Below are 21,471 nucleotides of genomic sequence, written 5' to 3' on the forward strand. Positions count from 1 at the left end.
GTCTCCGGGGCCGATCCCACGGCCGGGTTGATTGAAGCGAAGCGCCAATCCTAGCAGGCTTCGCGGGCATTGTTTATCGGGATTGGCGCACCGGTTTCCCTGCCGGCTGCGTATTTGTATGGACAAAGAATTCGAAGGGTAACGCATACCGCTACCCGGCAAGTAGGGGGCAACCTTGGCCGGAACCCCCAGCTACCACCCAAGTCTTTGTACCGAAACGGTTTTCCTCAGACCAGCTGGAGTTCGAACGCCTTCAGTACCGCGCGCGTACGGTCGCGCACACCCAGCTTGGAGAGGATGTTGGACACGTGGTTCTTGATGGTTCCCTCCGCTACGCCCAGCGAGTTGGCGATCTCCTTGTTGGAGAAACCGCTGGCCATCAGCCGCAGGATCTCGGTCTCGCGGTCGGTCAGCGGGTCCGGGCGGTCCAGGCTGACGAACTCGTTGCGCATGTGCTCCAGGCCCGACAACAGGCGCTGGGTGACCGCCGGCTGCACCAGCGAACCGCCTTCGGCCACGGTACGGATGGCACCAACCAGCTGTGCCAGGGTCACATCCTTGAGCAGGTAGCCCTTGGCACCGGCCTTGAGGCCGGCCAGCACCAGCTGATCGTCGTCGAAGGTGGTGAGGATGATGGTCGGCGGCAGCTGTTCCTGCCGCGACAGCACCTGCAGCGCTTCCAGTCCGGACATCACCGGCATGCGCATGTCCATCAGGACCACGTCAGGGCGCACCTGCGGGATCAGCTCCACCGCCTGCCGGCCATCGCCGGCCTCGGCCACCACCTCGATGCCATCGTCGAGTGCCAGCAGGGAGCGGATTCCCTGCCGCACCAGGGTTTGGTCATCAACCAGGCAGACGCGAATCATCAACGTACTCCTTCAGGAACCTTGGTAAGGGCGGCCACCAGCACCGTTGCCGGCACCGTCGCCCGCAGGCGGAAGCCTTCGCCGGGACGGGTCTCGATCTGCAGCTGGCCGCCACATTGTTGCAGGCGCTCGCGCATGCCGCGCAAGCCATTGCCCACGTTGACCATGTCCGCGCCGACACCGTCGTCGCGGGCCTCCACCACCACACGGTCCGGGGCTTCACGGTACACCTTGATCCACAGGTGGCGGGCACCGGCGTGGCGCACCGCGTTGGTGATGATCTCCTGGGTGCAGCGCAGCAGCACGTGGGCCCGCTGCGGGTCCTCCACGTTCAGCGGATCCTCGATGTCCAGCTGGATGTCCAGCGAAGGCACGTTCTCGGTCAGCGGGCGCAGCGCCGCGGCCAGATCGATCGCGCCGGTCTCGCGCAGCTGGCTGACCACCTCGCGCACGTTGCCCAGCAGCAGTTTGGCCAGGGCGTGGGAGCGCTTCACATGCTCCAGCGCCTGCCCTTCGGCCAGGTGCCCGGCCACTTCCAGGTTCAGGGTCAGCGCGGTCAGTTGATGGCCCAGCAGGTCATGCAGCTCGCGCGAGATACGGGTGCGCTCGTTGACGCGGGCACTCTCGGCCAGCAGGGCGCGGGTGGCACGCAGCTCTGAATTGAGCCGACGCTGTTCGTCGCGGGCCTCGGTCTGCTGCCGCGCCACCAGGCTGGTCACGAAGATGAACATGGAGAAGCCGCCGTACAGCAGCGACTGCATCACCGCTTCGAACAGCGGGAAGCGCAGCAGCATGTAATAGACCGGAGCGACCGCCAACTGGCTGACCAGCAGCCACAGCACCCCCAGCCGTACCGACAACATCCACGGAATGACCCCGGCGGCCACCATCATCAGGATGCTGCCCAGGCCCGAACCGCTGAGGAAGCTGACCCCCAGCGCCGAGGCTGTCAGCAACAACAGCAGGCCGCGGTCCAGCCAGCTGGTGTGGCTGTCGCTGCGCAGGATGCGGGTCAACCAGTAGTAGGCCGTACCGAAGGACAGGTAGGCGACGAACAGCAGGATCGCCCAGCCGCCCATGTCGCTGCGGCTGTGCAGGTTCTCGAACTGCGAGTACGCCAGGGGCAGGCCGACCATGACCCAGGTGAACAGGCCGGCCAGGCGGAGGACGCGGGTATGGCTGAGGACTCCCAACATGCCAGCACTCTACGGGGCCGGCCTGCGTCACGCACTCCCACGGAAGTCATGCCTCCGCGGTCGCCTGTTCATGCCGCAGCCCACCCCGGGCATGCAATAATCGTGCGCAGGGTCCCTTGATGGACCAACCGCGTTACCCCACGGAGTCACAATGTCGATTGTCATCCGCGACGTGCGCGAGCACGAGCTCGATTCCGTCCTGGCTTTGAACAACAACGCTGGCCTGGCCATCCTTCCCCTGGATGCGGCCCGCCTGCGCCTGTTCTATGAAACCGCTGAGTATTTCCGCGTCGCCGAGCGCGACGGCAACCTGGCCGGCTTCCTGATCGGCTTCGGCAGCGACAGCCAGCACGACAGCAGCAACTTCGCCTGGTTCAAGCAGCATCTGGACACCCCGTTCTTCTACATCGACCGCATCGTGGTCGCCAGCCGCCGCCGCGGCGGTGGCGTCGGCCGTGCGTTCTATGCCGACGCGCAGAGCTTTGCCGAGCTGCGCTACCCGCAGATGACCTGCGAAGTCTTCCTCGACCATGGCGCCGATGCCGCCCTGCTCTTCCACGGCAGCTTCGGCTTCCGCGAGCTGGGCCAGAACACCATGGCCCAGGTCGATGTGCGTGCCAGCATGCTGGCCAAGGAACTGTGCAGCTACCCGTGGGTCCAGGAGACCTACGGCGGCAAGCTGCCGGATGTGGCATGGACACGCGCCCGGCAGCTGCCGGCGCAGGCACAGCGGCCGACGGGGACCTGAGCGTGGCGGTGAATTTCGATTACGAACAGGCCGGTGAACTGAAGATCGGCCAGGTGGGCATCGCCAACCTGCGCATCCGTACCCTTGATGTCGAACGCCTCGTGCAGGAAATGCGCGAGCGCGTGACCCGCGCGCCGAAGCTGTTCGGCCGCGCGGCGGTGATCCTCGATTTCGGCGGCCTGAGCCAGGTGCCGGACGTGGCCACCGCGCAGGCGCTGGTCGATGGCCTGCGCAGCGCCGGCGTGCTGCCGGTGGCGCTGGCCTATGGCACCAGCGCGGTCGACCTGCTCTCGCAGCAGCTCGGCCTGCCGCTGCTGGCCAAGTTCCGCGCCCAGTACGAGCGTGCCGAGGCCGAACCGGCCCCGCCGCCCGCGCCGGAACCGCGCCGCGCCGTTCGTGCCGAGCCGAAGCCGGCCCCGGCCGCACCGGTGGCCAAGGTCGCCGATGCAGCCGCACCGCAACCGGGCCGCATGCAGCTGGGCAACGTGCGTTCGGGCCAGCAGCTGTACGCGGAGAACTGCGACCTGACCGTGATGGCCACCGTCGGCGCCGGCGCCGAGGTCATCGCCGATGGCAGCATCCATATCTACGGCACCCTGCGCGGCCGCGCGCTGGCAGGGGCCCAGGGCAACACCGCGGCACGCATCTTCTGCCGTGATTTCCATGCGGAACTGGTGGCCATTGCAGGCCACTACAAGGTACTGGACGATGTACCGGACAACCTGCGCGGCAAGGCCGTGCAGGTGTGGCTGGAACAGGACCAGATCAAGATCGCTGCGCTGGACTGACGCAGCCCCAAACTAATGCAGAACCAGGAGAAGTCCTTTGGCTGAAATCATCGTAGTCACCTCCGGCAAGGGCGGCGTGGGCAAGACCACTTCCAGCGCAAGCCTGGCCTGTGGCCTGGCGCGGCGCGGCAAGAAGGTGGCGGTGATCGACTTCGACGTCGGCCTGCGCAACCTCGACCTGATCATGGGCTGCGAACGCCGCGTGGTGTACGACTTCGTCAACGTCGTGCACGGCGAAGCCACCCTCAAGCAGGCCCTGATCAAGGACAAGCGCTTCGACAACCTGTACGTGCTGGCCGCCTCGCAGACCCGCGACAAGGATGCACTGACCCAGGAAGGCGTGGGCAAGGTACTGAAGGACCTGGCCGCCGATGGCTTCGACTACATCATCTGCGACTCGCCGGCCGGCATCGAGAAGGGTGCGTTCCTGGCGATGTATTTCGCCGACCGCGCCGTGGTGGTGGTGAACCCGGAAGTGTCCTCGGTGCGCGACTCCGACCGCATCATCGGCCTGCTGGACTCGAAGACCCACAAGGCCGAATCCGGGCAGAACGTGCCCGCGTTCCTGCTGCTGACCCGCTACACCCCGCTGCGCGTGGAAACCGGCGAGATGCTCAGCATCGCCGACGTCGAGGAAGTCCTTGGCCTGAAGGCCATCGGCGTGATTCCGGAATCGGGCGACGTGCTCAACGCGTCCAACAAGGGCGAACCGGTGATCCTGGATGTCGAATCCGCTGCCGGCCAGGCCTATGACGACGCCGTCGCGCGCATCCTCGGCGAAGATCGCCCGATGCGCTTCACCAACGTCGAGAAGAAGGGCTTCTTCAGCAAGCTGTTCGGAGGGTAAGCATGGGCCTGTTCGATTTCCTCAAAGCGAAGAAGACCACCGCCGAAACCGCAAAGAACCGCCTGCAGATCATCATCGCGCAGGAACGCAGCCACCGCGGTGGCCCGGACTACCTGCCGCTGCTGCAGCGCGAGCTGCTGGAAGTGATCAAGAAGTACGTGAACATCGACGTCGATGCAGTGAAGGTCGACCTGGTGAAGGATGGCCAGCACGATGTGCTGGACATCTCCGTGGCGCTGCCTGAAGGCCCGGACAAACCCTGATGCCCCGCCCCGCCCGTGCCTGCATGGGCGGGGCTGCGTGACCTGCATGACCGATACGACGACCGCCGAGGACATCACCTGCGTGGGCGACATCGCCTTCGCCGACGCGCAGTGCCTGCTCGCCGCGCATGGCCTGCTGCTGCACCACGTGGCGGCCGGCGAACCGATTCCCGGCAGCTACTGGGGCGAGCCCGAGGCGGGCATCATCGCCAGCAATGTCTATGTGCGCGATGACACCCCCGTGCACTCGATGCTGCACGAAGCCTGCCACCTGATCGTATTGCCGCCGGAGCGGCGCGCGCAGGTGCACACCGACGCCACCGACTCGGTGGCCGAGGAAGATGCCACCTGCTACCTGCAGATCGTGCTGGCCGGGCGGTTGCCGGGTGTCGGCAGTGCGCGGCTGATGGCCGACATGGATGCCTGGGGGTATACGTATCGGCTGGGGTCTACGAAGGCGTGGTTCGAGCAGGATGCCGAAGACGCCAGAGCCTGGTTGATCGAACGCGGGTTGCTGCAGGCGGCGTAACCGCCGCTGGTGGGTGCGGACCGTGGTCCGCACCATCCACGCATGGCGTGGATCTACTGTAGAGCCGAGCCCATGCTCGGCTGCTTTTGCATTCGTGCAGGTGACGACGAAGAGCAGCCGAGCATGGGCTCGGCTCTACAGGATCAACCCTGCCCGGCCAGCGCGCGCAGGGTGATGCCGACGATGTAGGCCAGATAGGTGCCGGTGGCGTAGCCCATCGTGCCCAGCAGCACGCCCACCGGCGCCAGCGCCGGATGGAACGCCGCGGCCACCACCGGTGCCGAGGCTGGCCCACCGATATTCGATTGCGAGCCGATGGCGAAGTAGAAGAACGGCACTTTCAGCAGCTTGCCCAGGCACCACAGCAGCACGATGTGCACGCTGATCCAGATGATGCCCAGCAGGAACAGCCACGGACGGTCCAGCAGCGCCAGCAGATCCATCTGCATGCCGATGCAGGCGATCAGGAAGTACAGCAGCAGCGAGCCCAGGCGCGATGCGCCCGCGCCTTCGAGATTGCGTGCACGGGTGAAACTGAGGCTGAGGCCCAACGTGGTCGACAGCACCACCACCCACACGAACGGCGCATCCAGGCTGAACTGCGCAGCCCAGCTGACATTGGCCTTGAACCACGCCGCCAGCGGCGCGCCAATGGCGTGGGCCAGCCCGACACCGCCAAAGGCCACCGCCACGATCAACATCAGGTCGGTGAGGCTGGGAATGCGTTCATGCTCAGCCTGGAAGCGCGCGATGCGCTCCTTCAGCTCATCGATGGCCGAGGTATCTGCGCCGCTGCGTGCATCGATCTTCGCGGCACGCCCGGCCAGGAAGATCAGAGCGGCCATCCACACGTAGCCGACACCCACGTCGACCACCGCGAACTGGCCGAACGTGGTGGCGTTGACGTCGAACACTTCGCGCATCGCCAGCATGTTGGCGCCGCCACCGATCCAGCTGCCCGCCAACGCGGCCATGCCGGCCCAGGTGTCACCGGCCACGGTTTCCGGATGTACGGCGCGCATCAGCAGGAAGGCCACTACCGCGCCGAGCATGATGCTGGCCGAAGCGCCCAGGTACATCAGCACCAGCTTCGGGCCGAGCCGCAGGATGCCCTTGATGTCCACCGCCAGGGTGAGCAGGATCAGCGCCGCCGGCAGCAGGATGTCGCGCGCGATCGGGTTGTAGAGCCTGGTGTTCTGCCCGTCGATCAGGCCGACGGTGTTGTAGATGCCGGGAATCAGGTAGCACAGCAGCAGCGCCGGCACGAAGGTGTAGAAGCGCTTCCACAGGCCCTGCTCACGGGAGGCGGTCCAGAACACGGCGCCGAGCGTGGCGGCGATCAAACCAAAGACGACGATGTCGTTCTGGATCAGAGCAGTCGAAGGCATGCATGCGCTCATGTAGAGCCGAGCCATGCTCGGCTGCTGTTGGCGGGAAAGGAGGCACAGAGCAGCCGAGCATGGCTCGGCTCTACAACAAGCAGAGCGCCGCCCCGGGGGGCGGCGCTGGACCGGCTTATTCGCCGATGTGCTGCTTCAGCCAGGCATTGACGGTGTCGTGCCACAGGATGCTGTTGTTCGGCTTCAGCACCCAGTGGTTCTCATCCGGGAAGTACAGGAACTTCGATTCGATGCCCTGGCGCTGGGCAGCGGTGAACGCAGCCAGGCCCTGCTCGACCGGAATGCGGAAGTCCTGCTGGCCGTGGATCACCAGGATCGGCTTCTTCCAGTCGGCCACGTGGTTGACCGGGTTGAACTTCTCATAGTTCGCGGCCTTCTGGTACGGCGTACCGCCCTGCTCCCACTCGGTGAACCACAGTTCTTCGGTGGCGTAACCCATCATGCGCTGGTCGAACACGCCGTCATGGTTGACCAGGCACTTGAACGGGCTGTTCCAGTTGCCGGCGATCCAGTTGACCATGAAGCCGCCGTAGCTGGCGCCCAGCGCACAGGCCTTTTCACCGTTGAGGAAGGAATACTTCTTCAGCGCCGCGTCCCAGCCCTTCTGCAGGTCTTCCAGCGGGCGGTCGCCCCAGTGCTGGCTGATCGCATCGGTGAAGGCCTGGCCGTAGCCAGTGGAACCGTGGAAGTCGATCATCACCACCGCGTAGCCCTGGCCCGCGTAGGTCTGCGGGTTCCAGCGATAGCTCCAGCCGTTGCCGAAACTGCCCTGCGGACCGCCGTGGATCAGGAATGCGACCGGGTAGGACTTGCCTTCCTGGTAGTTGTGCGGCTTGACCACGTAGCCGTGCACGGTGTCGTTGTTCCAGCCCTTGAACTCGAACTGCTCGTAGTCGCCGAAGGACACGTCCTTCAGTACGTCGCCAGCGGCTGGGGTCAGCGCGCGCAGCTCGCCGATCGGCTGGCCCGCGGCCGGGAGCAGGCCGACCAGCACCTGGTCGTTGCTCTTCAGGCTGTTGCGGGTGATGGCCACGCTGGTGCCGGCCACGTCGACCGAGGTCACGCTGCCGTCGCCGATCAGCCTGGTGGCCTTGCCGCTGGCCACGTCGATCTGGAACAGCGGGTGCTCGCCAAGGTCATCGGCGGTGGTGTAGATGCTGGCGCCGTCGGCGGACAGGGCGATGCCACCGGCCGAACGATCCCACTGCGGGGCGATCTCGCGGGTCTTGCCGCTGGCCAGGTCCATCGCCATCAGGCCGAAGCGGTCGGCCTCGAAGCCCGGGCGCTTCATCGCACGGTAGAACAGGGTCTTGCCGTCCGCACTGAACACCGGGCCGGCATCCCAGGCGGGATTGGACGCGGTCAGGTTGACCGGCACCTGCTTGCCGGCAGCGTCGAAGCGGTACAGATCGAAATTGGTCGACCACGGTTCCTGCTTGCCGGCCACGCGGATGCTGGCCACCACGCTGGCGCCATCCGGCGACCAAGCGAAATCGTCATTGCCACCGAACGGCTTGGACGGCGCATCACCATCGATGGTGGCGCTCAGCGCCGAAGCGCCCTTGACCGGACCGGCCTTGGCGACCGGCAGCGGCGCCACGAACAGGGTGTTGCGGCGGCCGTCGTTCCAGGTATCCCAGTGGCGCACGAACAGCGAATCGAAGACCTTGCCGCTGGCCTTGGCGCCGGCCACATCCTTCAGCTTCTTCTCGGTGCAGGCCAGGTCCGAGGCGCAGGCCTGGAACACGCCGGCGCTGAACAGCACGCGGTCGTCCTGTGGCGACACGTGGTAGCTGTCCACGTCGACCGCGAAATCGGTCAGCTGGCGCGGGGTGCCACCGCTGAGCGGCTGGGCGTACAGCTGCTGGCTGCCGTTCTTCGCGCTGAGGAAGTACACGGTCTGGCCATCAGCAGACAGCGAGGCGGAATTGACGTTCCAGCCGGCCGGGGTGATCTGCTTCGGCGGTGCCGCGTCGCGGGTACGCAGGTTGCGCGCGAACAGCGCGGTGGAGGCCTTCAGGTTGGCGTCCACGCTGCGCTTGGCGAACACCACGATGCCACCGTCCGCGGTCAGCACCGGCGCGGAGACGCGGTCCATCGCCACCATGTCGCGGACTTCCAGGCCACGGGCAGCGGCAACGCTGGGAAGGGCGGCCAGCAGGCTCAGTGGCAGCAGGGCATGACGCAGTTTCATCGGAGTCTCCGCAGGACGGCAAAAAACCGATGTTAGGCCCGTGCGGCCGGGACTGCCAAGGCCATCGGTCATGGCTGCGGGCGGGCAGCCGCCAGAAACAGCAAACCCCGCCGGGGCGGGGTTTGCGGGGACACCGGGGTCGGATCCGATTCCGGCGGAATCGGCTCTGACCCCAGACGCTGTCAGCGCGGGGTCAGAGCCCTTCCTGCGGGAAGGGATCCGACCGCATTGCTTACGCGACTGCGCGCTTGCCGGTGCGGTAGATCAGCCAGCCGACCAGGAACAGCACGGCCAGGCCGATCCACTGTGCGCCCGGCAGGTGGAACGGCACGGCCAGCACGTCGGCGCGGCTGCTGACCACGATCGGAATCGCGATGGCGATGCCCATCAGCGCCTCGCCGGTGATCAGGCCGGCGGCGAACAGCACGCCTGGCTTGTGCACGCGGTCGCGGCCTTCCTCGTCATCGGCACGCACCTTGTGGAAGCGCTCGACCAGGTAGGCGATCAGGCCACCAAGGAAGATCGGCACCATCAGCTCCAGCGGCAGGTAGATACCGATGGCGGCGGCCAGCACCGGCACGCGGAAGCGGGCGTTGCGCGCCTTCAGCCAGCTGTCGAAGGCGATGATGGCGGCGCCGACCACGGCACCGATGCCGATGAAGGTCCACGGCAGTTCGCCACCGAACAGGCCCTTGGCCACCGAGGCCATCAGGTTGGCCTGCGGCGCAGCCAGCGCGTTCGGATGCAGCTCGGACTTCACGCCGATGCCGTAGGCGGTGGCCAGCAGGTTCAGCACCGGGGCCATGATCAGCGCGCACGAGAACGCACCGATGCCCAGCATCAGCTGCTGCTTCCACGGGGTGGCACCGACGATGTAGCCGGCCTTGAGGTCCTGCAGGTTGTCACCGCCGACCGCGGCGGCGCAGCACACCACCGCACCGATCATGATCGCGGCCACCGCACCCAGCGGCGCACCGCCGGCACCGACCGGCTTCAGGCCATCGGCACCGAGCAGCACGACCAGCACGGCCGAGGCGAACAGGATGGTGGAGATGGTGATGCCCGAAACCGGGTTGTTGGACGAACCGATCAGGCCGGCCAGGTAGGCCGAGACCGACACGAACAGGAAGCCGGCGACGATCATGATGAGGGTCATCGGGATCGACACGTGCCACTGGCCGACGATGGCCTGGTACAGGGCCAGCAGCGGCAGCACGAAGGCCACCAGGGCGACCAGCATCCACTTCATCGGCAGGTCGCGCTCGGTGTGCGCCAGCACCGGGCCACCGCTCTTGCGGGCAGCGGCGAAGCCACTCTTGACGCCGTTCAGCAGCGACTTGCGCAGCGAGATCAGGGTCCAGATGCCACCGATCAGCATGGCGCCAACGCCCAGGTAACGCATCTTCGCGCCCCAGATGGCGAACGCGGCTTCGGTGGAGGACGCTGCGGCAACCGACGCGGCCAATGCCGGATCGGTGTTCATGAAGAACGCCTGGTAGATCGGGATGGCGATGTGCCAGGTCAGGATCGAGCCGGACACCACCACGATGCCGACGTTGAGGCCGACGATGTAGCCCACGCCCAGCAGCGCCGGCGACAGGTTGGTGCCGATGAAGGCGGTGACCTTGGAGCTGCCGACATAGGCCGAGGTGGCCCAGGCGTCCGGGATCAGGCGCATGCCGCTTTCCGCGGCCAGCTTCACGAACGCACCGATCACCGCCGACAGGCCGAGGATCTTCAGGCCCGGGCCCGGGTTCTCACCGGCCTTGAGCACTTCGGCCGCGGCCTTGCCTTCCGGGAACGGCAGCGGGTCTTCGACGATCATCGAACGGCGCAGAGGCACCGAGAACAGCACGCCCAGCAGGCCGCCCAGGCCGGCGATGCCCAGCACCCACCAGTACTTGAAGTCCGGCCAGTAGCCCATGATCACCAGCGCCGGAATCGTAAAGATCACACCCGCGGCGATCGACGAGCCGGCCGAGGCACCGGTCTGCACGATGTTGTTTTCAAGGATGGAGCCACCGCCCAGCAGGCGCAGCACGCCCATGGAAATCACCGCGGCGGGAATGGCGGTGGCGATGGTCAGGCCTGCGAACAGACCGAGGTAGGCGTTTGCGGCCGACAGCACCACCGCCAGCACGATGGCCAGGGCCACTGCGCGGAAGGTGAGCTGCTTGGGCGCAGCGTCGTGGTTCATGGAAGCCCCTGCTGGCAAAAAATCCCTTGCACGCTAGCGTTCAGGGGGCGGCAAGTCCAGTGCGGTTGGTACCGGCTGGCAAGCCCTCGCCCAGCACTGCGCCCCAGCAGGCCCTTGGCCCCTTCAGATGTGTCGTGTTTGACCAAGTTGTGCACAGTGCACCGGTTCCTCGGAGCGGGGGCCCTTGACCCCAATCCCCCGACGCCCCCCCGGCCCACCGGGCGATGCGTGCCTGGCGATGGGGTTTGCGGCTCAGCGCCTGCTTGAGTCGATTCCCGTAATCCAACACCGTGCACTGCCACCAACACATCGTCAGCAAGGAGACCGCATGGCAGACGCACCATTGATCACGATGATGCGAGGTCTCCTCGTTGCAGCGGGCGCGATGCTGTGCCTGCTGCTGGGTATAGGCAACGTCAACGCCTACAGCGGGTTTGGCACCGCGGTGATCGAGGATCGGGAAGGAATACCTTGTTTCGGCCTGCCGCCGCGGCCACTGGAATGGGTCCGATCGCCCCGTATCCTGCAAGCGGTGATGGTGTATCACCACGACACGGTGAAGGCATGGTCGTTCATGTACGACCTGACTCCCGCAGAGCCTTTGGCGCCGGGCCAGTGCATCGTCTACGGCGATCTGCCAGCCTCGGCCACGCTGCGCACTTCTCCACAGCCATTGATTCCTGCAACCTTGTATGAGGTCTACCTCAACGCTCCCACCAATGGCCCAATCAGGGGCTACACGGCGAAGTTCTGCCTGAAAGCTGCGCCTGACGGATCGACTCGGGTGATCCCCATCAGGTACGACAAGCGGACGGGTTGGAGCGCAGCTGTCTGCCAACCCTGACGGACTACGCGGCAGAACGTTATGTTATATCCTGTCACGCCGGTCGAGCATCTCACGTGGCCTCTTCCCCCTCCCTCCGCCTGGCCTCCATCGACCAGCTGCGCGGCACCGTGATGCTGTTGATGTTGCTCGACCACGTGCGCGAGACCTTCTTCCTGCAGCATCAGGTGAGCGACCCGATGGACGCAGCGACCGTCTCCCCTGCGCTGTTCGCCTGCCGTCTGCTGGCCCACCTGTGCGCGCCCGTGTTCGTCCTGTTGACCGGGCTTTCGGCCTGGCTGTACGGCCAGCGCCAGGCGGATCCGCGCCGGGCCACGGCCGCATTCCTGCTCAAGCGCGGGCTGTTCCTGGTTGTGCTGGAACTGACCCTGGTGAACTTCGCCTGGACCTTCCAGCTGCCGCCGGAAACGCTGTACCTGCAGGTGATCTGGGCCATCGGCCTGAGCATGATCGCGCTGGCCGGGCTGCTGTGGCTGCCCCGGCCGGCCCTGCTGATGCTGGCAGTCGCGGTGGTGGCCGGGCACAACCTGTTCGACGGCGTACGGGTGCAAGGCAATGGCCTGCTGGCGGTGCTGTGGAAAGTGCTGCACCAGCGCGACTGGATCGAGGCTGGCGCGCTGCGCCTGCGCACCTCCTATCCGGTACTGCCGTGGATCGGGGTGATCGCACTGGGTTATCTGATGGGGTCCTGGTTCGCCCGCGAGCGCGCACCGGAGCAGCGCCGGCGCTGGCTGCTGTGGGCAGGCGTCGGCGTGCTGGCCCTGTTCGCATTGCTGCGGTTCGCCAACCAGTATGGGGATGCCCCCTGGCAGTACCAGACCACCACAATGCTGCGCACCTGGCTGAGCATCTTCAACATCACCAAGTACCCGCCGTCATTGCAGTTCCTGCTGCTCACCCTGGGCGTGGGACTGTTGCTGCTGCGCCTGTACGAATGGCCGCCCCTGGCGCGTGCGCTGCGCCCGCTGGCCGATATCGGTGCCGCGCCGATGTTCTTCTACCTGCTGCACCTGTACGTGCTGAAGGGGTTGTACCTGGCCGCGTTGGCGATCTGGGGGCCGACGCACGGTGACCTGTACGCACTGGATTCGGTGGCCGGCCTGCTGCTGGTGACCTGTGCGCTGGCGGTGGTGCTGTACCCGCCGACGCGGGCGTTCGCGGGGTTCAAGGCGCGAAGGCGCGATCTGCCGTGGTTGCGATACCTGTAGGCAGCGGCAGCCAGGAGAACGCCAGCCATGCACGGCGTGGATCCACCAGCGGCTGCCCGCCCAGGCCCAGAGGCCTATAATCGCGCCCTTTCCGCAGTCCCCGCCGTCGATGACCGTTGCCGCTACCGCCTCCGACGACTTCCTGGGCCATCCCAAGGGCGTCTACGTCTGCTTCTTCACCGAAATGTGGGAGCGCTTCTCCTTCTACGGGATGAAGGCGCTGCTGCTGCTTTACCTCACCAAATACCACCTGTTCGGCGACAAGGCCGGCCTGGATCTCCTGGGCGCCTACGGTGGCCTGGTGTACTGCATCCCGGTATTCGGCGGCATGCTGGCCGACCGCTGGCTGGGCATGCGCCGGGCGGTGCTGTTCGGCGGCATCCTGCTGGTGCTCGGCCACCTCGGCATGGCCTTCGAGGGCCACGCGGCGTACCGGGTCAACGGTGAGGTGGTGCGCGACACCTCGGCGCTGGCGGTGACCTACCTGTCGCTGGCACTGATCATCATGGGCGTGGGCTTCCTGAAGCCGAACATCTCCACCATCGTCGGCAAGCTCTACGCCAAGGACGATCCGCGCCGCGATTCGGGTTTCTCGTTGTTCTACGCCGGCATCAACCTGGGCGCGCTGTTCTCGTCGTTGGTGTGCGGCTTCCTCGGCGAAGCCTACGGCTGGAAATACGGTTTCGGCGCCGCCGGCATCGGCATGCTGGCCGGCCTGGCGATGTTCCTGTGGGGACAGAAATACCTGCAGGGCCACGCCGAACCGCCACAGCCGGCCGCGCTGAAGCAGAAGGTGCTGGGCCTGCCGCGCGAATGGCTCATTTATCTGTGCGCGGTGCTCGGTGTGCTGCCGGTGGCGTGGCTGATGTGGGCGGCTGGCAATGGCGCGTTCGCGCTCGGCGGTGAAATCAGCCTGGCGCTGATGCTGATGCTGGTGGTGCTGGGCGGCGTGCTTGTCTGGTTCGCCTGGTTCACCGGCGCGAAGTGCACGCCGGTGCAGCGCCAGCAGATGATCGCGCTGATGGTACTGATCTTCATGGCGCTGGTGTTCTTCACGATGTACGAGCAGTCCTACGGCTCGTGGGTGACCTTCACCGACCGCCTGCTGACCAAGGACATCGTGCCCTCGCTGGTGATCACCGGCGGCACGCCGCTGCCGTGGTCGATCATCTCGCTGCTGCTGGCACCGCTCGGTTTCGTGGTCAGCGCGCGGTTGTCCGAGCGCCGTCCGGGGTCGTCGGCGCCGCGCACCTTCTTTGCCGCCATCGTCGTACTGATGCTGGTGCTGCTGGTGCGCGACTGTCTGGTGATTCCGCAGACCGCCGGCTCGCTCACCTATCTCGGCGGCCTGTTCCTGGTGCTGCTGGCACCGGCCTTCGCTGCACTGTGGACCTGGATGGACCGCCGCGGCTGGGAGCCGGGCAAGCCGGTGAAGTCGGCCTGGGGCCTGGTGATCGGCGCGCTTTCATTCGTCCCGCTGGCACTGGCCGCACAGCAGGTCGGCGCCACCGGCGAGATGGCCAGCGTGTGGTGGCTGGTGCTGGCCTACTTCCTGCTGGCCAGCGGTGAGATGTGCCTGTCGCCGGTTGGCCTGTCCGCGGTGACCCAGCTTGCGGTGCCGCGGGTGATGAGCCTGATGATGGGCACCTGGTTCCTGGCCACCGCGTTCTCGGAAACGCTGGCCGCATTGTTCGGCAAGCTGGCTGCGATCGAGGTACCGGAAGGCGAATCGCTGGACATGGTGGCCGCGGCTGGTGCCTACGCGCACCTGTTCTGGCTGCTGATGTGGGTCGGCCTCGGCTGCGCGCTGGCGGCTTTCATCGCCGCGCCGTTGCTGAAGAAGATGATGCACGGGGTGAAGTAACCCCACGCACAGGACCCGCGGCGGCGGATGAACCATCGGCCGCCCTTTGCGTCATGGCGCCTTGCCCTTGCTGTCCGCAGCCGCAGTCGTGGCGGTCTTGCCACCCAGGCTGCGTGACAGGAACGCCAGCAGCTTGCCGTAGTACTCGCTGCGATGGGCTTCGGTATAGAAGCCGTGCCCTTCGGTCTTGTAGTACAGGCTTTCCACCGGCGTACCGGCACGCTTGAGCGCCGCTTCCATGCGCTCGGTATGCTGGATCGGGGCGCGCTTGTCTTGACCACCGGCCGCCAGGAACACTGGAACCTTGATCTGACCGGCCAGGTTGACCGGCGAGACCGCGCCCAACGTGGCTGGATCACCCAGCCACTCGCGCAGGTAGCTCATCCCGGAGTTCCGGCCCTGGATATCGCCGCCGGTGAACATCAGCGGCAGGTCGTAGACGCCCACATAGCCCGCCGCGCACCGGTACAGCCCTGGCTCGCGGGCAGCACCCATCATCGCCGAGTAGGCCCCGTAGCTGGCACCGTAGATGCAGATGCGCCGGGGATCGGCAATGCCTTCGCTGATTGCCCATCGCGTCGCGTCGGTCACGTCGTCCTGCATCGCGCCACCCCACTGTTTCAGTGCTGCCCGGCTGTGGGCACGGCCATAGTTGCCCGAGCCGCGGAAATTGATCTGCAGCACGGCGTAGCCGGCAGCGGCCAGCAACTGGTTCTCGTGATCGAAACTGCCGTTGTCGAATATCCCGATCGGCCCACCATGCGGCACCACCACCATCGGCAGGTCACGGCCGGTACTGCCATGCGGGACTGTCAGGAATCCATGGAGCTCCAACCCATCGCGCGCCTTCAGCAGGACCGGCCGCACCGACGCAGTGGTCTCCGGGTCAATCCATTCGCTGCGCGCCATCAGGAAGCGCGCCTGGTTGCGGTCGCGGTCGTACAGGTAGAACTCGCCCGGATTGGAACCGGACCCGGTTTCCACCAGCAGGCGGCGACCGTCGCGGGTACTGGAAGTGATGAACACTGCACGGCCGGGGAAGGCTGCTTCCAGGCTGCGGTACAGGCGCGCCTCGTCCGAGCTTTCGTCGAAGAACCGGGTATGCGGTGTGTTTCCCTGGAACAGTGCGCCGACCGGCACGGTGCTGCCCGGGCGGCGGATCAGTCGCGCTGGATCGACGACCTCGTCGCGCAGCACGACCTTGCGCTCCTGCGTGGCCGGGTTCCAGCTGACGATGGCATCGGGGCCGCTGGCCTGCTCACTGAGCAGGTAGGCCAACTGGCCGTCGGCGGAAAAGCCCAGCGCCGCCTCGGCGCGGCCGCTGCGTTTCTCATCATTGACCAGCACCCAGTCACCACCGTTGCGGTGGTAGAGCCGATGGACATTATCGGTACCGGCGCCCTGGACGAAACGCACGTCGCCTCGGGCATCCACCACATAGGAGGCACCCGGCATCGGCGCGCGGGCCAGCAGCCGCTGCTTGCCGCTTGCCAGTTCCAGCTGGGCCGCATAGCCATTGGCATCCAGCCGCGATCCGCCTACCGCGATGACCACGTGGGCATCATCGCCGGGCAGGGCGTCACTGAGGAACGCCGCAGCCGACGTCCGGTACTTGGGCCGCACGCGCAGGCCAAGATCGCGGTAGCCCACCAGTAGTTCCGGTCGCCCGGTGCGCGCATCGAGTGTCAGCAGTTCGCCGGTGGCCCAGGGCGCATCGCGGGTGCCGAACTTCTGCGCCAGACCGAACATCACCTGATCGTTGTTGACCCAGTGCATGTTGAAGACATGCGAATTGAGGGGTGGGCGCAGGTTGCCCACCGGCGTGTTGTCGTCCGTACGAAGGATGATCACAGCGGTGAAGCCGTCCGCAGGCACGGTCGCGGCCAGATAGTCGCCCCCGGGAGACAGCACGACATCGCCGAACTTGTCCGCCCGCACATAGGCGCCCAGATCGATCGCAGCAGCGGTTCCACACCACAATCCCGCCACGATGAGGGCGGCCAGCCAGCGCTTGTGCATCCTTCTCTCCCCTGCCTGGACCCCTTGTCCCGGCTGGCCGATTCTAGGCAGGCCGGTGCCCGGCCCGCCAGTGGCGCACAAAAAACGACGGCACCGTTGCCGGTGCCGTCGTTACCACTACCTTGGAGAGAGAGTCAGGACGTGGGTTCGGGGGGCGTGCGCCAGGTCAATGGACCCCGCGCACCGCCAACGTGAGGGCCAGGATGCTGAGGATCACCGCGATGGTGCCGTCGAGCACGCGCCAGGTGCTGGGCTTGGTGAACAGCGGCGCCAGCAGGCGCGCGCCCAGGCCCTGCGCGGTCAGCCACAGGCAGCTGGCGGTGACCACGCCGGCAGCGAAGGCCATGCGGGCATTGCCGAAGTTCTCGGCGATCGAACCGATCACCATCATGTCCAGCCAGAAGTGCGGGTTGATCAGCGAGAAACCGACCGCGGCCATCAGCACCGCGCGGCGGCTGCCGTCGTCGCTGTCGGCCTCGCCCATGCCGCCGCCACCGGCGATCGCACGGCGCGCCGACTTCATCGCGTACCAGGCCAGGAACGCCACACCGGTCCACAGCACGGCAGTGGTCAGCCACGGCAGCGCCGAGGTGAGCGTGCGCAGGCCGGCCACGCTGGCGAAGATGAAGATCGCATCGATGGCCGCACAGGTGGCGACCACCGGCACGATGTGCTTGCGCAGGATGCCCTGGCGCAGGATGAAGGCGCTCTGGGCCCCGACCACGGCGAACAGGCCGATGCCGGTAGCTGCACCAGAGAACCAGGCACCGAGGCCGGTGCTGGCGGAGATGACCGAGAACATGGGATTCACTGCCTTTACTTGCTTGGGGGACGGTGCCTCGCGAAGGCGGACAGCACCGGAACGAGCGCCATTGTCGCGCCGCAACATGAAAAAGACGAGCTAAACTTTCTAAACCAACATTAGCGGAGCTTAATTCGATGCGTATCGATCATGCCCAGCTGCGCGCCCTGGCCGCGGTGATCCGCGAAGGCAGCTTCGACCGCGCCGCGCAGTCGCTGAATGTCACGCCCTCGGCCATCTCGCAGCGGGTCAAAGCGCTGGAAGATCGGATCGGCCGGCTGCTGGTCAAGCGCGGCACCCCGGCCACCGCCACCGCGGAGGGGCAGCTGCTGGTGCAGCTGGCCGAGCAGACCGCCCTGCTCGAGCATGATGCACTGCACCGGATGGGCCTGGCCGACGAGGATCTGCCACAGGCCAGCATCCCGGTGGCGGTGAACCACGACAGCCTGGAAACCTGGTTCCCGCAGGCGGCCTACCAGTTCGCGCAGACCACCGGCACCACCCTGGACCTGCGCGTGGAGGACCAGGACCACACCGTCGAACTGCTGCGCCAGGGCACGGTGCTGGGCGCGGTGACGACGCTGGACGAGCCGGTGCAGGGTTGCCAGATCCACGCGCTGGGCAGCATCCGCTACGCAGCGACCTGTACGCCCGAGTTCCGCGAGCGCCACTTCGCCAAGGGCGTGACCGCGCAGGCGTTGGCACAGGCCCCGGTGCTGGTGTTCAACCGCAAGGACGACATGCAGTCGCGCTTTGCCCGGCGCATGGCCGGCGACGATCTGCCCAGCACCGCGCCGACCTGGTGGATCCCGTCCACCCGCGCTTTCGTGCAGGCCAACCTGGGCGGCATGGGTTGGACCATGAACCCCCTGCCGCTGGTCAAGCGGCACCTGGATGCTGGACGCCTGGTCTATGTGCGCCAGCGCGCGTGGGAAGACGTACCGCTGTACTGGCAGCACTGGAAAGGCGACGTGCAGACCATGGCGCTGCTGACCCGCGCGGTGCTGGACGCGTCCTCCGCGCTGATCCGGCGCAAGCGCTGAGAAAAAGGGGACGGAGGGGATTAATTCGTCTTTGCCCTGTATGACGTTTGGGCCTTAAACGACTTAATCCCCTCCGTCCCCTTTTTCTCCATCCAATCTCCATGCGCCCTACACACCAGGTCCATGCGTGATGCGGATACTGGCCGGCCGATCACTGCAAGGAAGCCCTGCATGCCTGTATTCGTCCGCGATGCGCGCCCTGAAGACGCTGCCGCCTGCATCGACCTGCGTGGGCGTACCCGCGAAAACGCCTTCAGTGCCTTGCAGCTGGCGGAGCTGGGCATCACCGCGCAGACATGGGCCGAAGGCATCTCCGGTGGCGATTTCATCGGCCGCATCGCCTGGGACGGCGAGCGCATGGCCGGCTACTGCTTCGCCGACCGCGACAGCGGTGAAGTGCTGGTGCTGGCCCTGCTGCCGGATTACGAAGGCCGTGGCATCGGCCGCCAGCTGCTGCAGGAGGTGGTCAGCCTGACCCGCGACGCCGGCCACCGGCGCCTGTTCCTGGCCTGCTCGGCCGACCCGCGATCGCGCTCGCACGGCTTCTATCGGCGCCTGGGCTGGCGCCCGACCGGAGACATCGACGAGGCCGGTGACGAGATTCTTGAGTTGGTTTGATTGACGGCGCCGCCAGGCATCGCCCGGCGCTACCGGGTGAGGATGGCGCGAAGCGCCGGATGCTGCGTTGCATCAAAAAAGGACCGGAACCGGTTAGAATCGCGTCTGGATGCTGCAAGGCGTTGTTTCTTCACGCCCTTTCCCTGCTGCATGCGCATCCTGAACTCCTCCCCTCCGCCAACGATCCCGCCCCCATGAAGAAATTTGGCAAGGCTCTTCTCGCCCTGCTCGTGCTGCTGTTGCTGGCCGCCGCGCTGTTCCTGTACTGGCCGCTGACCCAGCGCTCGGTGCCCGCCGCCAGCAACGACAAGCCCGTCGACGTTGTGCTGGTCGGCGCCGGCATCATGAGCATCACCCTGGCCACCTACCTGCAGGAACTGCAGCCGGACTGGAACATCCAGGTCTACGAACGCCTCGACGGCGTCGCCGGTGAAAGCTCCGATGGCTGGAACAACGCCGGCACCGGCCACTCGGCGTTCGCCGAACTGAACTACACCCCGGAACTGCCCGACGGCAGCATCGAGACCAAGCGCGCGGTCGGCATCGCCGAATCGTTCGAGGTCTCGCGCCAGTTCTGGTCGCACCAGGTCAAGCAAGGCCGGCTGAGCCAGCCCAGCGACTTCATCAACCCGACCCCGCACATGAGCTTCGTCTGGGGCGATGACAACATCGCCTACCTGCACAAGCGCCAGCAGGCCCTGGTGAAGAATCCGCTGTTCTACGGCATGCAGTACTCGGAAGATCCGGCGCAGATCAAGCAGTGGGCCCCGCTGCTGATGGAAGGCCGTGACCCGAAGCAGAAGGTTGCCGCGACCTGGATGCCGCTCGGCACCGACGTCAACTTCGGTGTGATCACCCGCCAGCTGACCACCGGCCTGCAGCGCAGCCCGAACTTCAGCCTGCACCTGAACCATGAAGTGAGCGCGCTGCGGCAGAACGCCGACAAGAGCTGGAACGTAACGGTGAAGGACCTCAAGGCCGGCACCGAGTCCACGACCCACGCCCGCTTCGTGTTCATCGGTGCCGGTGGCGCCGCGCTGAAGCTGCTGCAGATGTCGGGCATCCCGGAATCGAAGGACTACGCCGGCTTCCCGGTCGGTGGCCAGTTCCTCGCCTTCCAGGGCCAGGACGTGACTTCGCGCCACGGCGTGAAGGCCTACGGCATGGCCGAAACCGGTTCGCCGCCGATGTCGGTGCCGCACCTGGATGCGCGCAAGCTGGATGGCAAGCCGGTGGTCCTGTTCGGGCCGTTCGCGCTGTACAGCACCAAGTTCCTCAAGCACGGCTCGTGGTGGGACCTGTACTCGTCGGTCACCCACAACAACGTCGGCCCGATGCTGGAAGTGGGCAAGGACAACCTGGACCTGGTGCAGTACCTGATGGGCCAGGCGCGCCTGAACGATGCCGACCGCCAGGCCGAGCTGGTCAAGTACTTCCCCAACGCCAAGCCGGGCGACTGGAAGCTGGTCACCGCCGGCCAGCGCGTGCAGATCATCAAGCGTGACCCGCTGAAGGGCGCGGTGCTGCAGTTCGGTACCGAGATCGTGACCGACAAGGACCACACCCTCGCCGCCCTGCTCGGCGCTTCGCCGGGTGCGTCGACCTCGCCGCCGATCATGCTGGACCTGATGGCCAAGGCCTTCCCGGACCAGATGAAGGCCGGCTGGGAGACCCGCCTGCGCGAGATCGTGCCGTCGTACGGGCGCAAGCTCAACGACAGCGCGGCGCTGGTGAACGAGATCCGCACACTGACCAGCCAGACCCTGCACCTGCCCTACCTTGAAGTACCGGTGGATGGCAACGCGGCAGCGCCTGCACCGGCCGCAGTTCCGGCCCCGGTTCCGACGCCGGCCAAGGAAAAGCGCAACGCCAATGAGGAACTGCAGGCACTGTAAGCCTGCGCGTTCCTTGAGATGCAGACGGACGGCCACCTTCGGGTGGCCGTTTGCGTTTGGGCGGGCCACCGCCTGTAGAGCCGAGCCCATGCTCGGCTCCGGCAAAAAGCAGCCGAGCATGGCTCGGCTCTACAGAAAGCGATGCCC

The 21,471-nt window shown here is 66.3% G+C and carries 18 protein-coding genes; 11 read left to right on the forward strand and 7 right to left on the reverse strand.

Going from position 1 to position 21,471, the window contains the following annotated elements; translation table 11 throughout:
• Positions 1-227 precede the first annotated feature (227 nt).
• A complete protein-coding gene (locus V3B41_RS06105) occupies positions 228-869 on the reverse strand; it encodes a response regulator transcription factor (protein WP_005408537.1) in 642 nt (213 codons plus the stop codon).
• The gene (locus tag V3B41_RS06110; RefSeq protein WP_197619893.1) at positions 869-2,065 is read right to left on the reverse strand and encodes a sensor histidine kinase; all 1,197 of its coding nucleotides are present in this window, start codon (positions 2,063-2,065) and stop codon (positions 869-871) included. The genes V3B41_RS06105 and V3B41_RS06110 overlap by 1 nt, the downstream gene beginning before the upstream one ends.
• Positions 2,066-2,216: 151 nt before the next feature.
• Between V3B41_RS06110 and V3B41_RS06115 the strand changes: the two genes are divergently transcribed.
• From V3B41_RS06115 to V3B41_RS06135, 5 genes are read left to right on the forward strand one after another with little or no spacing between them, the layout of a single operon-like run.
• Positions 2,217-2,813, forward strand: coding sequence for a GNAT family N-acetyltransferase (locus V3B41_RS06115; RefSeq protein WP_049429979.1), 597 nt, complete (start codon positions 2,217-2,219; stop codon positions 2,811-2,813).
• On the forward strand, positions 2,759-3,601 hold the full coding sequence (gene minC / locus V3B41_RS06120) for a septum site-determining protein MinC (protein WP_106549416.1): 843 nt from the start codon (positions 2,759-2,761) through the stop codon (positions 3,599-3,601). The genes V3B41_RS06115 and minC overlap by 55 nt, the downstream gene beginning before the upstream one ends.
• 37 nt (positions 3,602-3,638) lie before the next feature.
• The gene (minD, locus tag V3B41_RS06125) at positions 3,639-4,448 is read left to right on the forward strand and encodes a septum site-determining protein MinD (protein WP_057496225.1); all 810 of its coding nucleotides are present in this window, start codon (positions 3,639-3,641) and stop codon (positions 4,446-4,448) included.
• 2 nt (positions 4,449-4,450) lie between these two features.
• Complete coding sequence (minE, locus tag V3B41_RS06130; protein ID WP_005408532.1) at positions 4,451-4,711, forward strand: cell division topological specificity factor MinE; 261 nt, start codon at positions 4,451-4,453, stop codon at positions 4,709-4,711.
• A 46-nt stretch (positions 4,712-4,757) separates the two neighbouring features.
• Positions 4,758-5,240 carry a hypothetical protein gene (locus tag V3B41_RS06135; RefSeq protein ID WP_197632968.1) on the forward strand — a complete coding sequence of 161 codons (483 nt, stop codon included), beginning with the start codon at positions 4,758-4,760 and terminating at the stop codon, positions 5,238-5,240.
• 143 nt (positions 5,241-5,383) lie between these two features.
• Here V3B41_RS06135 and V3B41_RS06140 read toward each other — a convergent pair whose 3' ends face one another.
• From V3B41_RS06140 to V3B41_RS06150, 3 genes are all read right to left on the reverse strand, one after another.
• Complete coding sequence (locus V3B41_RS06140; protein ID WP_197632970.1) at positions 5,384-6,628, reverse strand: DUF819 family protein; 1,245 nt, start codon at positions 6,626-6,628, stop codon at positions 5,384-5,386.
• Positions 6,629-6,755: 127 nt separating this feature from the next.
• A complete protein-coding gene (locus V3B41_RS06145) occupies positions 6,756-8,834 on the reverse strand; it encodes a S9 family peptidase (protein WP_329860468.1) in 2,079 nt (692 codons plus the stop codon).
• 232 nt (positions 8,835-9,066) lie between these two features.
• The gene (locus V3B41_RS06150; RefSeq protein ID WP_100443783.1) at positions 9,067-11,031 is read right to left on the reverse strand and encodes an oligopeptide transporter, OPT family; all 1,965 of its coding nucleotides are present in this window, start codon (positions 11,029-11,031) and stop codon (positions 9,067-9,069) included.
• Positions 11,032-11,359: 328 nt separating this feature from the next.
• Here V3B41_RS06150 and V3B41_RS06155 point away from each other — a divergent pair, with 328 nt between their 5' ends.
• The 3 genes from V3B41_RS06155 (at position 11,360) to V3B41_RS06165 (ending at position 14,947) form a co-directional block, all read left to right on the forward strand.
• Positions 11,360-11,875, forward strand: coding sequence for a hypothetical protein (locus V3B41_RS06155; protein ID WP_329860471.1), 516 nt, complete (start codon positions 11,360-11,362; stop codon positions 11,873-11,875).
• 56 nt (positions 11,876-11,931) lie between these two features.
• Positions 11,932-13,083 carry a heparan-alpha-glucosaminide N-acetyltransferase domain-containing protein gene (locus tag V3B41_RS06160; protein ID WP_329860473.1) on the forward strand — a complete coding sequence of 384 codons (1,152 nt, stop codon included), beginning with the start codon at positions 11,932-11,934 and terminating at the stop codon, positions 13,081-13,083.
• A 109-nt stretch (positions 13,084-13,192) separates the two neighbouring features.
• Positions 13,193-14,947: an oligopeptide:H+ symporter gene (locus tag V3B41_RS06165; RefSeq protein ID WP_197619890.1), complete on the forward strand. Its 1,755-nt coding sequence runs from the start codon at positions 13,193-13,195 to the stop codon at positions 14,945-14,947.
• Positions 14,948-14,998: 51 nt separating this feature from the next.
• On the opposite strand, the gene V3B41_RS06170 is transcribed toward V3B41_RS06165, so the two are convergent.
• Both V3B41_RS06170 and V3B41_RS06175 read right to left on the reverse strand, forming a co-directional pair.
• On the reverse strand, positions 14,999-16,966 hold the full coding sequence (locus V3B41_RS06170; RefSeq protein WP_295548931.1) for a S9 family peptidase: 1,968 nt from the start codon (positions 16,964-16,966) through the stop codon (positions 14,999-15,001).
• Between the two features lie 166 nt (positions 16,967-17,132).
• Entirely contained in the window at positions 17,133-17,768 is a 636-nt protein-coding gene (locus V3B41_RS06175) for a LysE family transporter (protein ID WP_005408523.1), read from the reverse strand.
• Between the two features lie 137 nt (positions 17,769-17,905).
• On the opposite strand from V3B41_RS06175, the gene V3B41_RS06180 reads away from it, so the two are divergent.
• The 3 genes from V3B41_RS06180 to mqo all read left to right on the forward strand — a co-directional run bounded on the left by V3B41_RS06180 (position 17,906) and on the right by mqo (position 21,324).
• Positions 17,906-18,811 carry a LysR family transcriptional regulator ArgP gene (locus V3B41_RS06180; protein ID WP_005412604.1) on the forward strand — a complete coding sequence of 302 codons (906 nt, stop codon included), beginning with the start codon at positions 17,906-17,908 and terminating at the stop codon, positions 18,809-18,811.
• A 171-nt stretch (positions 18,812-18,982) separates the two neighbouring features.
• Positions 18,983-19,429 carry a GNAT family N-acetyltransferase gene (locus V3B41_RS06185; RefSeq protein WP_049429988.1) on the forward strand — a complete coding sequence of 149 codons (447 nt, stop codon included), beginning with the start codon at positions 18,983-18,985 and terminating at the stop codon, positions 19,427-19,429.
• A gap of 194 nt (positions 19,430-19,623) precedes the next feature.
• Positions 19,624-21,324, forward strand: coding sequence for a malate dehydrogenase (quinone) (gene mqo, locus V3B41_RS06190; protein ID WP_197619888.1), 1,701 nt, complete (start codon positions 19,624-19,626; stop codon positions 21,322-21,324).
• The last annotated feature ends 147 nt before the right edge of the window (positions 21,325-21,471 follow it).

Source organism: Stenotrophomonas sp. SMYL89 (assembly GCF_036319985.1).
GTDB lineage: Bacteria > Pseudomonadota > Gammaproteobacteria > Xanthomonadales > Xanthomonadaceae > Stenotrophomonas > Stenotrophomonas maltophilia_Q.